The organism is Arcticibacter eurypsychrophilus, assembly GCF_001730525.1.
GTDB lineage: Bacteria > Bacteroidota > Bacteroidia > Sphingobacteriales > Sphingobacteriaceae > Arcticibacter > Arcticibacter eurypsychrophilus.
The window spans coordinates 12,256-27,608 of sequence record NZ_MDFN01000010.1; the positions used below are offsets into that span (position 1 = coordinate 12,256).

The following is a 15,353-nucleotide window of genomic DNA, read 5'->3' on the forward strand; positions in this document are numbered from 1 at the left end:
TCAATAAAACAAGTACTATTTAAAATAAATTTAATCTTTTTTTAACACCTTACGCGTCCATTTTTTAATCTTATGATGTAAGACACTAAGGTCAAATGGTTTAGTGATAATATCATTCGCTCCAGCATCTAAAGCACGTTGTTGTTCTTCATCAAGAACAGCTGCCGATAAGGAAATAATAGGGATCGTGCTGATAGATGCACTTATATCCGCACGAATTTTCCGAATAGCCTCAAACCCGCCCATTACCGGCATGTTTGAATCAATCAGGAGCAAATCGTATGTTTTGGTTTTTAATCGTTCCAATACCAACGCCCCATTCTCAACCATCTCCACTTCTATTTTCCAGCGTTCTAAGACCTTCTTGATCATAAACTGATTTACCAGGTTATCCTCTGCAACCAATACTTCCAAGCCCTCCAGAAAGGGCAATTCAGAAAGATCTACTGAAGCATTAATCTCTGGATCAGAAACAACCTGATACCAATTTGTAAATACAAAACTCGCACCTTTACCAAACTCCGAAAAAACAGTAATTTCCCCTCCCTTTAATTCAGCCAGCCTTTTTGCAATTGATAAACCCAAACCAGTTCCACCGTAAAGCTGCTGTGTATTATCATCCGCCTGTTCAAAACTATCAAATATAGTATCCAGTTTATCGCTTTCAATTCCGATACCGGTATCCTGTACCACAAATCGAATCTGAGCCTGATTCCCCTTTGTTGCTATCAGTTTAACAAAGAGCGTAACCGATCCCTTGTCCGTAAATTTAACAGCATTACCAATCAGGTTCATTAAAATCTGATTAATCCGCAACGAATCGACAATGATCATTGCAGGCACTGCTTTTTCAATATCAACCTTTAATTCTATCCCCTTTTCTACCGCTTTATATTGGAGTAAGCCAATGATTGCATGAGCCTGATTAATGATATTACTCTCCGCGCGGACAATCTTAAATTTCCCTGCTTCAATTTTTGATATATCTAAAATATCATTGATGATACCTAACAAGGCGCCTGAGGAAATTTTAAGAAGATCCAGCAATTTTATCTGCTCTTCATCCAGATTCGTATACTGCAGTAAATGAATTAAACCCTGAATACCATTTACAGGAGTCCTTATCTCGTGACTCATACTAGCCAAAAAATTTTCCTTGATACGCTTGCCTTGTTCCGCCTGCTCTTTAGCTATAATCAACTCCTTTTGGTACTGAAGCAGCTCTGCGTTCTTTCTTTTAACCTCGCGTTGAGAACATGCCAATTGAATAAATGAATCCACTTTTGCCGATGTCACATACGGATCGAGGGGTTTGTACAGATAATCAATAGCTCCGGTTGAGTAACCTTTTACCGCATACTTCGTCTCCATTGAAATGGCAGTAACGAAGATAACCAGTATTTCACGTGTCCTGGGATTACCTTTTAAGATCTCTACCAGCTCAAAACCATCCATTTGAGGCATTTGAACATCTACAAGAGCAATGGAAATATCCTGCTCCCAACATAACCGCAAAGCCTCGTTTGGCGAGGTTGTAGTCACTAATTCAATATCGTCACGATCCAAAAGAGCCTCCAGAGCGACAATATTCTCCGGTTTATCATCAACGATTAAAATCTTAAGCACTTCCATTTTTACCTTAAAAATAATTTTTTACTTAATACTGTCAATAAAAGCAAGATCCCTTCATTAGTCAACACCAACACATCAGCCAGCGCAACTTTTAAATCTGAGTTTCTATCCAATATCTCTTCTATAAAAGAAGAGTATTTTCTACTTCTGTGAATCACAACAACAACAGATAAAGGAAAATTCAAAGACTTTTTTTTGACTAGTTCAAATACCAGATTAAAGCTCCCTGCAGAACATCCCTGAAGCAAAACTTTTGCCACTCTTGCTTTTCTGATTTTACTTTCTCTACAGCTACTCAATTTTTTGATATATATTTCCTATTCTGTCAATCACCCTAAATCTATCCCTGATCTCCGCGCCTCGTAACGTTTCCTTAGACCCCAGACAAAGGAATCCAAAAGGACATAAACTATCATAGAACAGTTTAATTACGCGGGCTTGCAACTCCAAATTAAAATAAATCAGTACATTTCTACAGGAAATAACCTGAAATTCATTAAATACCGCATCTGAAACTAAATTATGCACTGAAAATAGCGTATTTTTTTTTAGCTCATTAGAAATAGCTGCAGCATCATACTGAGCAACATAAAAGTCGGCCAATGAACCTGGAAAACCAACACTATGATAATTTTCCGAATAACTTTTCATGTCGGAGAGATTATATATTGCTTTTTTTGCCTGCTCCAAAACCTGGGGATTAATATCGGTCCCATACAAAAAGGACCTATCTAAAAACCCCTCCAACTTTAACAATATAGCAAAGGAATAAAGCTCTTCTCCGGTGGAACACCCTGCATTCCAAACTTTAACTCTTTGATAGGAAGCCAGATAAGGAACAACTTTTTCCCTTAAAGCTTCATAAAAAAGAGGATCCCTAAACATCTCCGTAACATTAACGGTAATTTGCACTATAAATTCTTCAAAGAAATCATGATCATTTACAAGTAATGCCTTCAGATCATATAAAGACAAGTGATAAAAATGCAGCATTCTTGTCACCCTTCTTTTCAATGATGCTCTCGAATATCCGCTGAAATCGAAACCATGGATCCAATTTACCCATTGAATCAATTCCTCCAATTCCGGATAGGAAATTTGCTCAGTTACATCTTTTGACATCATCAGCTTAACCAGACCCGCATCATGGACAATAATTTATCCATGTCAACCGGCTTCGATATATAATCGTTAGCCCCTGCTTCCAGACATTTCTCCCGATCATTCTTCATCGCTTTAGCCGTTAAAGCAATAATAGGAAGTTTATTGAACCGCTTTTGTTTTCTAATCTCGCGCATGGCCTCATAACCATCCATTTCAGGCATCATAATATCCATCAGAACAATATTTAGTTCAGGAAATTCATCCAGCTTCTTTAAAGCCTCTATTCCGTTATTGGCAATCTCCACCTTCACCTCATACTCATGTAAAGCAGATGACAGGGCATAGATATTTCGCATGTCATCATCCACAAGCAACACAGTCTTATTTTGCATCGCCTTTTCCAACGTGGAATTATTTTTAACCGAATGTCCCGATGAAGCTACTTTTACATTGTTACTTCCTGATTTAATCTTATTCATAAACAAATTTACTTCATCAAGCAACCTGTCATTGGATTTATTACTCTTAAGCACCATCGCATTCGTATGCTTAATTACATCTGCCAGGATGTCTTTATCCAATTCCATTGCTGTATTGATCACAACAGGAATATCCAACAACCTTTCATCCGACTTTATTCTTTCCAAAAGATCAACACCTGAGATATCAGGAAGCTTCATATCCAAAATAAGACAGTCAAAGTCACTATCCTCTTCTAAAATAGCCAACGCTTCTTTCCCATTAAAAGCTTGTTTTACTTTTATATTTTTCGACTTGAATTGAGCAACAAGCGCATCACTTTGTATTTCATTGTCCTCTATCAAGAGCACTCTTTTTGTTTTTTCCTTCCCGCTATTATCAATCAGAATATCAAAGGCATGATCGAGCTGGCCCTTTTCAACTGGTTTTTTAAGGAAACCAACGGCCCCCTCCTTCTTTGCTTTTGAATTCGTTTCATCACGGGCCGACATCAAATGTACCGGAATATCACGCGTTAATGGATCAGCCTTTAATTTTTTAAGAACAGCCCAGCCATCTAAAATCGGAAGCATGATGTCCAGCACAATGGCATCCGGTTTATGTTCAAGCGCCATTTGAAATCCAGTATCGCCTTGAAAGGCTAGAATAGGACTAAATCCCCTATCAATAGCATATTCCTTTAAGATATCAGCAAATACCACATCATCTTCAATAATGAGCAAAGTATGCAACTTGTCATCACTGAAATTTTTCTTTTTTACAGGAGAAGAAGCAATACTAATGGGCTGAATTTCCGTTATTACCTCTAAAGCCGTTGTGGTATAATCGTTAGAAACCTCTTCTACTGGCAAATAAAGCGTAAAGGAACTTCCTAAATTATACTCACTTTCGATTTGAATTTCGCCACCCAATAGATTACATAATTCCCTGCATATAGACAATCCTAACCCTGTACCGCCGTATTTTCTACTGGTAGAACCATCTGCTTGCTGAAATGCTTCAAAAATCAGTTGTTGTTTATCCTTACTGATTCCAATACCAGAGTCTTTAACCCGGATGGACAGAATCTTTCCATTATACTCTTTTAATTGATCTTTTATAAACACCACTCTTTTTTCCGCCAACCCAACGCTAACCCCAACACTTCCATTTTCAGGTGTAAACTTAAAAGCATTAGACAATAGGTTCTTCACAATCTGCTCAATCCGCTGTTTGTCCGTATAAATACTTTTAGGCGTTCCTTTTTCAATCTGAATGCTGAAACTAATCTTTTTATTCTGTGCAACTTCATCAAACAATTGCTGCAGATCTGAGACAATGGTATTTAAATCAATATCTTCCAATTCAATATCCATCTTTCCGGATTCTATTTTAGATAAATCCAGAATATCATTGATCAAATTAAGCAAATCACTCCCAGCATTATGTATTACACCTGCATATTTGATCTGATCCATGTTCAGTGTTTTAAACTTATCATCTTTGAGAATTTTCGCCAGGATCAGGATACTATTTAAAGGAGTTCGAAGTTCATGACTCATGTTAGCCAAAAATTCCGACTTATATTTACTAGATTGTTCCAGTTCTTTTGCTTTAACCCCTATTGCCTTACGAGCCTCCTCCACAGCAAGATTACGCTCTTCCAGCATTTCTGCTTTTTCTTCCAGTTCTGAATTCGATTGTCGTAATTCCTCTTGTTGAACCGTTAATTCTTCTTCCGAAGCCTGTAACTGATGTGTCTTTTGGCGAAGTTCTTCATTAGTCGCGCTCAATTCTTCGTGCTGAGCCGCTAATGTTTCAGCCTGTTGCTGGGTTTGATTAACCAATTTTTCAAGCTTAGCCCTTACATCAGCAGAATTCAGCGAAGCCCCTATTCCATCTATCTTTTGCGTAATAAATTCAAGCTTCGTTACCGTTATTTCTTTAACAAAACCCAATTCAATCACACCAATCAGTTTATCCTCAAAAAATACAGGATGAACTAAAAGTGAGTTTAATTTAATATCACCAAATCCAGAGCTCAGCTTAATGTAATAATCGGGTATTTCCTGAATTAGTATTTGCTTTTTATCAACCGCTACCTGTCCAACCAAACCCTCTCCAGGCCCAAACGTCCTTTTTGTACTTTCTTCATCAGGGTAGGCATAAGCTCCAGAAATTTTTAATTTATTACCTTCAAACAAGTAAAAGGCACCAATCTGAGCCTTCACATATTCCGCTAAAGATCCAATTATATTCTCCGACAACTCTTTCAAGTTTTGCTCCCCCCGCATCACGACCTCCACCTTTTTCGCTCCTGTTAGAAACCAATTCTTCCTCTCATTTTCATTAGCAAGCTTATTTAACTGAACATTGACGTCACGAATAGCTCCTTCTGTAACTTTCTGTCTTCTAAATGTCCTTTTGATATAAATAAAGAGGACTATCAAAAGGCAAGAGAGGAGAAAACAGCCTCCTAATATAATAGATATGGTCCTGCTAGTTCCAAATTCACTTTTTCTCTCCCGAATGGACAATAATTTGCGTTCCATATCATAGATACTCCTATTATATGATCTGATATAATCCCGGTAAAGAACAGCTTTTTTATACTTCAGCAGCATGGAAGGATCTTTAAAATCCTTACCTTCAGTATATTCCTGAATGAAATTACCCATCATCTCAACTTTCAAGGAGGTATAATAATTCAGTGAATCAATATTCCTGATTTGTTTTTCATTATCAGCTACAAGTGCTCTCAGCTTCAGAAAGCCTGGACTGATCAGCAAGACTTCTTTCTTATAATCATCCAGATAATATTTGAAGCCCGTGATCATGTACCCACGCTGGTCAGCTTCTGCTGTAATTAGGTGCAGTTCAATTTCATTATTTAATAATACAATTTGTTTAGTATGATCTACCCAACTGGCATCATTAACTTGATCCTTGATGCTGTAATAAGAAACAATTCCTACTATAAAAACGATGAGAAATGTTAAAATGAAACCAGCAAGAACCTGATTTTGGAAGGAAAATTTTTTGAACATTTAATGCATTGAATATATTAATAAAGGTAGCATTAAATAACATTTCTCCTTCATATTATAAAACTCTTTAATCCTCATGCTGTTGTGCTACTAGAACTAAATCTATTACACATCACAAAACTCAATAATGGGAAATTTTAATGAAAAATCAATTGACAATTTAATGCATTTACTCTCCATATGTAATGATGGAAAACAGGGATATAAAACTGCAGCAGAGGACGTCGATTCCACAGAACTTAAAACTCTTTTTTCCATGTATTCCATTCAGCGTGCTGAGTTTGAAATGCAACTTAAAAAGGCTATTCATCAACTTGGAGGCAATCCTGACAATGAAACAGGTGGATCTATTGGAACCCTTCACCGGGTATGGATGGATATCAAAACAACTTTTACTAAAAACGATGATGCGGCAATTCTAGAGGCTTGCGTCACCGGCGAAAAGTCCGCCCTGGAAGCATACGACAAAGGGTTAACAGATTTAGGTCTCGATGCCGAAATTGCGACTGCATTAGCTGATCAGCGTACAGGCATAGCGGATTGCCTTAAAAATATTCAAATACTGAAAGATCAATATGCAAATTGATCTTTCAACAAGTTTTACGAGCGGGTTGTCTATGTGGCACCCGTTTTTTTATCGTTCAAACCAATGAAAAGTACAAATATCTAACCAATTACCTATTTTTGTAAATAGCTTATCATAAAGCTCTCACTATGGCGAATATATTATTGGTGGAAGATGATACCACTTTTTCACTTATATTAGACAATTTCCTTCAAAAAAAAGGCCATAAGGTTCATGTAACACATACGTTAAAAGCCAGCTTAAAATCTCTGGAACAAAACAAATACGATCTACTGTTGCTTGATTATCGCCTTCCTGATGGTAATGGTCTTGAAGTAATGGCTGCTGCACGAAATAATAATCCCAATATCCCTTCTATTATCATGACCAGCTTTCATGATGTAAGGACAGCTGTAAGAGCGATAAGATTAGGAGCACATGACTTTATCACTAAACCTGTAAACCCGGATGAACTTGAGATGATCCTCAATGATGCCTTAAACAGGAAACAACTAGCTCCTGAAATCAAACAAAATGAACCTTCTACATTTATTGAGGGGGAAAGCACGGAATCAAAAAAACTACATAACTACATTGAACTGGTCGGCCCTACTGATATGTCTATCATTATTCAGGGTGAAAGTGGAACAGGGAAAGAATATGTAGCTAATTCCATTCATAAATCCAGTAAACGCGCTCAACGTCCTTTTGTAGCGATAGATTGCGGCTCCATATCGAAAGACCTCGCTTCCAGTGAATTATTTGGTCATGTTAAAGGTGCTTTTACAGGTGCGTTATCTGATAAAAAAGGACAATTTGAGGTCGCTGACGGCGGAACCCTTTTTCTGGACGAAGTAGGCAATCTTAGCTATGAAGTTCAGGTCCAGTTATTAAGGGCCATTCAAGAACGTGTTATACAACCATTAGGAAGTAACAAGCAGATTAAAATAGATGTGCGAATTGTTGCAGCGACTAACGATGACCTGTTGAACAGTGTAGCCAAAGGGGAGTTCCGCGAAGACCTCTATCACCGCTTAAATGAATTTAAAATCCATGTTCCCGCTTTAAGAAGTCGTAATGGCGATTTTAAAGTATTTCTTTATCATTTTATTACGCTAGCTAATGCCGAACTGGACAGGAATGTAAAGAACTTATCGCCTGAAGTGACCCATGTTTTTGAACAGTATGACTGGCCTGGAAATTTAAGGGAATTAAAAAATGTAATCAGGCGCATGGTATTACTAACCCGGGGCGAAGAAGCTGGAATTGAATCATTACCCGATGAAATGATTGACTCTCTTCACCAGGCTCCCAAACCAACAGGCACTGACCTTAAAGCACTCAATGAAGCAAACGAAAGAGAACTCATACAGGAAACACTTCGCAAAGTAAAGTACAATAAAACTCAGGCGGCAAAATTATTAAACATAGACCGCACAACGCTTTATAATAAAATGGAAAAATATCAGATTGAATAAACTTCTGTCGTTAACTGTTCCAGCTCATCAATCAATCCATTTATTCTTTCTTTCTGTGCATCTTCTACTACAGGGTGTGCATAAAGAAGAAGTTCCTCCTCTCTAAATTTTCTTCCCAGATCTTTTGCACCTACCTGAGCCGTGCGCCCTGCAATACGATGCAACAACAAAGCAACCGTTTCATTTTCTTTGCTCTCCACACTCGCTTTTAATTCTTTTACGTCATCACGCGAATCATCACAAAAGCGCTCCAAAATCTTCTTTACGACAGATTCATCACCCATTGCCATTTTCCCAATCGCCGTCAAATCCAGCCCTTCATGCGGAATCACTAACGACACATCTACTTTCGCAACAGGCTGGCTATACAATACATCTACCAGATCACTTTCTTTGAACGGCTTCATTAATAACGCGTCAAATCCTTGATTGAGGATTGAAACACGTTCTTCAGGAAGCGCCTGTGCCGTTAAAGCAATTATCTTTACAGCAGCCGGCAATATTTCCCTCATACGGCGGCAAAGCTCCAACCCAGTCATTTCAGGCATCCTGATATCCATCATGATCATCTCCAGATCATCAGGTACAGATTCCGCCAGCATTAGCGATGGCAGATTAAAAGACTTATATCGAATGCCATGTTTATCCAATAAAGTACAGCACAGCTGAAGAATAAAAGCATCATCATCAACTAACCAAACCAGCCCCGGAAACCCCTCCGTGCTTTCTGGTAAAGCTTTTATGATCTTCATATTTTCCCTTGGCACCGTATACTTCAGATGAAGGGTAAAACAGGTCCCTATTGCCGGTTTACTTTGAACCTCTATGCGTCCACCCTGCCCTTCCACTAGTGCCTTTACTATACTTAAACCTAAACCCGTACCGTTTTCATTGCTAAAAGCATTGTTGCCGGCTTGTTCGAATTCAGCGAATATGCGGAGAAGATCTTCTTCCGAGATCCCAGCTCCCGAATCAATCACTTCAATAGTCAGGTACGATTTCCTCTTGATAATACGGCTTTTTACATTCACGATGATCTCTCCTGATTCCGTGAACTTAATCGCATTACCAATCAAATTGAATAAAATCTGCTTCAGCCTAAATGGGTCTCCTATTAATAAAGAGGAGCCTGTAATCAGATTATTGAACCTTAAACCAAGAGATTTCTTCTCTGCCTGTGGGGTCATTATGGTCACAACTTCTTCCATAACTCCCGAAACATCAAACAAACTCCTGGTAAACTTAAATTTACCGGATACAATGCGGCTATAGTCCAGCACCTCATTCACAATATGCAATAAATGGATCGATGAACCATATATTGCATCCACGTTTTTCTTATCAATCTTTTCCTGGTCCTTCAGTTGTTCTGCATAACCAATGATAGATTGAAGTGGCGTTCGGATCTCATGACTCATGCTGGATAAAAACCGTTGTTTTGCTTGTCCATGATACTCCGCTTCATCTCTGGCGGCTTCCAGTTCTTCCCGATACGTATTACTTCTACTGATATCCGTTAATATTAAGTAAGCAAGAAACGCAGTAATAAACATGAATGTCAGCATAATCAGCTGGATCCGGTCTGCACTATGATTCACCACTCCTCTCGCTTTACTCGTATTCACTTCAACCTGTTTCAACACGTCCTTCTCTACTTGCTGAAGCACGTCAAGAATCTGATTAATCAGAATATTTCCAGCATTAGCAAGCTCTATTTCCTGATTAATAAACCGATTACTTCTTTGCTTTTGCCTGATTGCTAAACCCTTAACCGCATCTTCCATCTCCTGAATCACACTATCGGTGTTAGCACGGGCTACAGTATCAATCGTAATATTAATTTCTTTCTTTATTTCAGGAGAAACGGTATTCCCTTTCTTTTTTCCAAACAATCGATTGAAAAAACCACGGTCCCTCACTACTTTCTCTGAAGGTGTAGTGGTGGTGGATTGTGTTTGTTCCGTTTTCACAATCGTACTGTCCATCTCAGATGAACTCCGGTTGATCAAACCGGTAAGCGAATTGATCTGACTCGAAAAAACACGGTCATTAATCAACCCTTCCCGAACGCGCAGATAACTTAGAAATAAGCTATCCCGTTTCTTCAGGAGGTCCTGCATCTTATCTACCTGTCCGATCTGAAATTTTTGATGACGATAAAGTTTTTTTAATATATTCATCTTCCAGCGGATCGAATCAGATTCCCTGATAAAGGACTTGTAAGATACAGGGGTCTTCTGCATATTCTGGCTGCGCTGAAATTGATCCAGTTTGGTGATATCGCGGAATAACTGATTGACAATAAGCAATTTTTTATCAGGAGCAGCTATAGTCACAACTGTCGTAAGCATTTTCTTGAAGGCAACTTTACTAACCGTCCAGGCTAAAATAAAGGCAATAAATCCGATTGAAAAAGCAATAATTACCTTTCCCTTTAATGAATTTGTAAAGGAACTTTTCCTTAAATAGCTCATGTATTTGTTTAAAATCCAGCAGACACACGCTCAGGATATTTTGAAGCATGGTTCATGATGATATTCCTAATATAATCATTGGAGGGGTATAACTCCAAATATGGTTTTATAGTAGCAAGATTTGAGAAGTCCATTTTGTTGGAAACATATCCCATTCCGTGTAGGTTTCCCTGCTCCATCATGATAATACTTTTTTCTTCATCCGTGCGTCCTTTACCTATAAGCAAAAAAGAAGGCAGTATTGTTTTTAAATCTGAAACTGCATGATTTACCCTGATATTATAAAATCCAGCATCCTCTTTTCCACAACAAGCACCATGGCATCCCGTATCGGAAGAATGTATCTCACACACCTTACCTGTTTTTTGAACAAAACAGAGGCGCGGGCATAACTCGAACTTTTTGATAAGGTTATGAAGCAGACTATAACCTTCAGAAATAGTATTAAAACTATGAAGCGGGGATGAATTTTTTCGCTTTTTATCAATGACCAAGCGCAGATAACCTTTTTGATCCTCATAGGTATATAAGCCATAAGCGGCTTCAAACCGTTTCATGGAGCGGTTATTTGCAGGCCATAACCGTTTTATTTCAACAGCTTCCAGGATGAAGGCCATAAGCTCTGTTCCGCAGGTTCTATGACTGATGAAGCATACATTTTTTAAAAACTCCTGACGCTGTTTCCCTGCATTATTACCTGTAAAATGAGAACACACCCTCTTTTTGATATTGATCGCTTTACCTACATAGATCACTTTTCCTCGATTATCATGAAAATAATAAACACCAGGATGTTTTGGTAATTGATCAATGTCTGATTTTTGCAGATGAGGAGGAAGCTGCTGCTCGCTCGTTTTTTTATTAATAAACTGCTCTACGTGACCATTGAGGTCATTTTTTAACAACATAGAAAATAGCACTGCAGTAGCTTCTGCATCTCCTGAAGCACGATGACGGTCTGTATTTGGAATATTTAAACTGTGGCATAGTTTTCCCAGACTGTATGAAGGAAGACCAGGAAATATCCTTCTTCCCAGGCGAATGGTACACAGCTTTTTACAATTCAGTTCGTACCCGGATGCAGCTAAATGATGTTTTAAAAAGGAATAATCGAAGTTGACGTTATGCGCCACAAAAACAGTTGAACTGATCAAACTAAAAACTTCTCCTGCTATTTCATTAAAAGAAGGAGCATCCTTAACCATTTCATCATTAATACCGGTTAAAGATTGAATAAAATAAGGGATAGAAGTACCTGGATTTACAAGTGAGTGAAACCTTTTGGTTATAGAGCTTCCGTCATGAATGAGAATCGCAATATCGGTAATACCATTTGAAGAAGCATGGCCACCTGTAGTTTCGATATCGACAATAGCATACATAGTACAAACTTACTAAATACTAACATATTTAGCTACAAGAAAATACAATAAGGATGCAGCTCTTACTAGAAAGTAAAAGATGCATCTTTATTATGTAACTTAGTAAGATCCTGAATCGCGACCGCCTTTCTGGTATCCACCTTTATTGTATGAACCGCGATCACCTCCGCCAAAGCCACCTTTACGTCCACCATTCGGTTTTTCTTCCGCCTGGGTAACGGCAATTGCTCTGCCAAAAATCTCAAGTCCATTTAAATCTAAAATTGCTTTCTTTGCCTGTTCGTCATCAGGCATTTCCACAAATCCAAAGCCTTTCTTTCTTCCCGTTTCTTTGTCCAGGACAAGTTTTACAGAAGATACTTCACCATATTCTTCAAATGTTTCCTTGATATCACTTTCTTCAAGTTTGAAGGGTAGGCTTGCCACAAAAATTTTCATCGTAATTTAGTATTTGAGTTAACTGGAGTAGGTAATTTGTTAATTAGTATAAGGGGTTTTGTTAATTTAATGCTCTTCTATTTTTACTTGTTTTCGTGTTACAATATAGGGAGAATTTTAATTAAACGAATTTTTTTTTTAAATTTGTCCATTTATTTCACAAAAAGGTAACTATTAGCAGATTAATACGTTAAAGTGAGAAAAATAGACTAAAAATTAGGTTTCAATACATATTTTTCATAAAATTTGAATATATGCTCAGCTGCTTCTTCTGCTGTATCCACCAATCTGTACAAATTTAAATCGTCGGAACTAATATTTTTTGCTTCCAGCATGTGATTTTCAAACCAACTCATCAGGGGCTCCCAATAATCCTTGCCTACCAACACAATTGGAAACCGGGCTATCTTTCCGGTCTGAATTAAAGTAATCGCTTCAAACAGCTCATCCATAGTACCAAAGCCTCCCGGCAGAACAATGTATCCTTGCGAATACTTCATGAACATCACCTTGCGGACAAAGAAATAATCAAACTCCAGCAGTTTGTCCCGGTCGATATACTTATTATGAAACTGTTCAAAAGGCAGATCAATATTCAATCCAACGGACTTCCCCCCTGCTTCATAAGCGCCTTTATTTGCCGCTTCCATAATTCCAGGTCCACCCCCGGAAATCACGCCGTATCCCCTTTCGGTGAGCAAACGTCCTATCGTTTCTGCTAATTTATAATATTTACTATCCTGCGAGGTCCTTGCCGATCCAAACACAGAAACACATGGACCTATTTTTGCCAGTTTATCAAAGCCATCTACAAACTCAGCCATGATTTTAAATATCTGCCAGGAATCAGTCACTTTGATATCCTGCCAGTTCTTATTCTCGAATGCACTTCTAATCTTATCGTCGCTAATCATATTAGAATATAATATTAAAGTCTAAATATACATCCATTCTTATTAATTCATAACCATCATTAACTTTGCAAAATGAATTTTTCATCACGTCTACTGGAAAATGCGGTTAATGAATTTTCTAAGCTTCCCGGTATAGGTCAAAAAACTGCATTACGACTCGTTCTGCATCTGCTCAGTCAGCCATCCGAAGATGTCGGTCGTTTCAGTGAATCCATCATCCGCTTAAAGAAAGAAATTCGCTTCTGCAAAATCTGTGGTAATATTTCCGATGCGGAGGTATGCGAAATATGCACTTCTCCTAAAAGAGATAAAACCCTGATTTGTATTGTGGAAGATACCCGTGATGTGATGGCTATTGAAAACACAAACCAGTATTTTGGAGTCTACCATGTTTTAGGAGGATTAATTTCTCCTATGGATGGAGTAGGTCCATCGGAGCTAAATATTGAACCATTGGTGGAACGGGCGCGGACATCCCCGGTACAGGAAGTAATCCTTGCCTTGAGTGCGACCATGGAGGGCGATACCACGATCTTTTATATCTATAAAAAGCTAAAAGATTTCCCATGTAAAATCAGTACCATTGCTCGTGGAATAGCCTTTGGCGGAGAAATAGAGTATGCTGATGAGATTACCCTGGCCCGTTCCATTGCCACACGCGTCCCTTATGGGGTTTAACCATTCGGCTGTTAAGTTTAATCTTCTGGAATATCAATTTTTAATTTTAGGAGTCTGAATTTAAAATATATGGAACATGAGTTCAACACCTTTAGAATATCAATTTACCACCTGTAAAACAATAATTTAACACCTTTGGAATATAAATTTAAAGAATCTTGCTTTGAGTCTTAAAAACAAAACGGTCATTATAACCGGAGCTTCATCCGGAATAGGCAAATCATGTGCGGAAGAATTCGCACGACAAGGAGCCAACCTCGTGTTAGGCGCCCGGCAGTATGTCACACTTTGCGAAATTGCCCAGGAGATTGAAAAAAAATATGCAGTAAACGCCATCGCTGTACAATGTGACGTATCTCGGGAAGAGGACTGCAAACAGCTAATCCAACAAGGTTTGATCACCTTCGGAAGTATTGACATACTGATTAACAACGCAGGAATTAGTATGCGGGCATTGTTTAAAGACCTGGACCTGGTCGTGATCAGAAACCTGATGGACGTTAATTTCTGGGGAACGGTATATTGCACCAAATATGCCATGCCTGAATTGCTAAAAGCCCGGGGCTCAGTAGTGGGCATATCTTCCATTGCCGGCTATAGGGGACTCCCCGGCCGAACAGGATATTCGGCTTCGAAGTTTGCCATGAATGGCTTTCTGGAAGCACTAAGGGTGGAGAACTTAAAAACAGGTCTGCACGTAATGATTGCTGCGCCAGGTTTTACAGCATCGAATATCAGGAACACAGCACTGGCAAAAGATGGCCGCCAACAGGGAGAAACGAGTATGGATGAGGAAAAGATGATGTCATCTGATGAAGTGGCAAGACATATTGTACAGGCGGTTATCAATAAAAAACGGACTTTAATTTTAACCCGTCAGGGTAAACTGGCTGTATTATTGAATAAACTGATTCCTGCCTGGGTAGATAAAAAGGTATATGAGCTGTTTACCAGAGAGAAGGATGCCTTAATTAAGTAAGGGTTGATTGGTTAATTTTCTTTGATTTACTGGGGATTGATGGTAACGTTTGAGTTAATGATGGCATAATGTTGCTATAATAAGTCCGACATAAGTCCATGTATTACTGTCAAAACATGGACTTATGTCGGACTCAACATAGATTCAATTTGGAATCATTTATATCAGTGTTACTCTTGTCATAGGATTATATTAAGTTTAAC

General features: G+C 38.4%; 12 protein-coding genes. 4 read left to right on the plus strand and 8 right to left on the minus strand.

The genetic code is table 11. The features are described from left to right. Window positions 1–30: 30 nt before the first annotated feature. The 4 genes from BFL47_RS06875 to BFL47_RS06890 are packed head-to-tail and all read right to left on the minus strand — an operon-like array spanning window position 31 to window position 6,242. Window positions 31–1,632 (minus strand): response regulator, encoded by a 1,602-nt coding sequence (locus BFL47_RS06875; RefSeq protein ID WP_069659068.1) that lies wholly within the window; start codon window positions 1,630–1,632, stop codon window positions 31–33. Between the two features lie 2 nt (window positions 1,633–1,634). Next, complete coding sequence (locus tag BFL47_RS06880) at window positions 1,635–1,931, minus strand: chemotaxis protein CheB (RefSeq protein ID WP_069659069.1); 297 nt, start codon at window positions 1,929–1,931, stop codon at window positions 1,635–1,637. Beyond that, window positions 1,924–2,757 carry a CheR family methyltransferase gene (locus tag BFL47_RS06885; protein ID WP_069659070.1) on the minus strand — a complete coding sequence of 278 codons (834 nt, stop codon included), beginning with the start codon at window positions 2,755–2,757 and terminating at the stop codon, window positions 1,924–1,926. Before BFL47_RS06885 ends, BFL47_RS06880 begins: the two co-directional genes overlap by 8 nt. Continuing rightward, a complete protein-coding gene (locus BFL47_RS06890) occupies window positions 2,757–6,242 on the minus strand; it encodes a response regulator (RefSeq protein ID WP_069659071.1) in 3,486 nt (1,161 codons plus the stop codon). Before BFL47_RS06890 ends, BFL47_RS06885 begins: the two co-directional genes overlap by 1 nt. A 127-nt stretch (window positions 6,243–6,369) precedes the next feature. On the opposite strand from BFL47_RS06890, the gene BFL47_RS06895 reads away from it, so the two are divergent. Both BFL47_RS06895 and BFL47_RS06900 read left to right on the plus strand, forming a co-directional pair. Beyond that, a complete protein-coding gene (locus tag BFL47_RS06895; RefSeq protein WP_069659072.1) occupies window positions 6,370–6,828 on the plus strand; it encodes a ferritin-like domain-containing protein in 459 nt (152 codons plus the stop codon). 128 nt (window positions 6,829–6,956) lie between these two features. Further along, window positions 6,957–8,285: a sigma-54-dependent transcriptional regulator gene (locus tag BFL47_RS06900; RefSeq protein ID WP_069659073.1), complete on the plus strand. Its 1,329-nt coding sequence runs from the start codon at window positions 6,957–6,959 to the stop codon at window positions 8,283–8,285. Here the strand turns inward: BFL47_RS06900 and BFL47_RS06905 are convergent. The 4 genes from BFL47_RS06905 to BFL47_RS06920 all read right to left on the minus strand — a co-directional run bounded on the left by BFL47_RS06905 (window position 8,273) and on the right by BFL47_RS06920 (window position 13,493). Continuing rightward, the gene (locus BFL47_RS06905; protein WP_069659074.1) at window positions 8,273–10,759 is read right to left on the minus strand and encodes a hybrid sensor histidine kinase/response regulator; all 2,487 of its coding nucleotides are present in this window, start codon (window positions 10,757–10,759) and stop codon (window positions 8,273–8,275) included. The two genes, BFL47_RS06900 and BFL47_RS06905, sit on opposite strands and share 13 nt — an antisense overlap. Before the next feature lie 8 nt (window positions 10,760–10,767). Next, window positions 10,768–12,141, minus strand: a complete 1,374-nt coding sequence (locus BFL47_RS06910) for an exonuclease domain-containing protein (protein ID WP_069659075.1) — start codon at window positions 12,139–12,141, stop codon at window positions 10,768–10,770. Window positions 12,142–12,240: 99 nt separating this feature from the next. Further along, window positions 12,241–12,579, minus strand: coding sequence for an RNA recognition motif domain-containing protein (locus tag BFL47_RS06915; protein WP_069659076.1), 339 nt, complete (start codon window positions 12,577–12,579; stop codon window positions 12,241–12,243). Between the two features lie 209 nt (window positions 12,580–12,788). Next, window positions 12,789–13,493 carry an LOG family protein gene (locus BFL47_RS06920; RefSeq protein WP_069659077.1) on the minus strand — a complete coding sequence of 235 codons (705 nt, stop codon included), beginning with the start codon at window positions 13,491–13,493 and terminating at the stop codon, window positions 12,789–12,791. Between the two features lie 72 nt (window positions 13,494–13,565). Between BFL47_RS06920 and recR the strand changes: the two genes are divergently transcribed. Then, on the plus strand, window positions 13,566–14,171 hold the full coding sequence (gene recR, locus BFL47_RS06925; protein WP_069659078.1) for a recombination mediator RecR: 606 nt from the start codon (window positions 13,566–13,568) through the stop codon (window positions 14,169–14,171). 163 nt (window positions 14,172–14,334) lie between these two features. Then, window positions 14,335–15,150 carry an SDR family oxidoreductase gene (locus BFL47_RS06930; RefSeq protein WP_069659079.1) on the plus strand — a complete coding sequence of 272 codons (816 nt, stop codon included), beginning with the start codon at window positions 14,335–14,337 and terminating at the stop codon, window positions 15,148–15,150. Window positions 15,151–15,353: the final 203 nt, after the last annotated feature.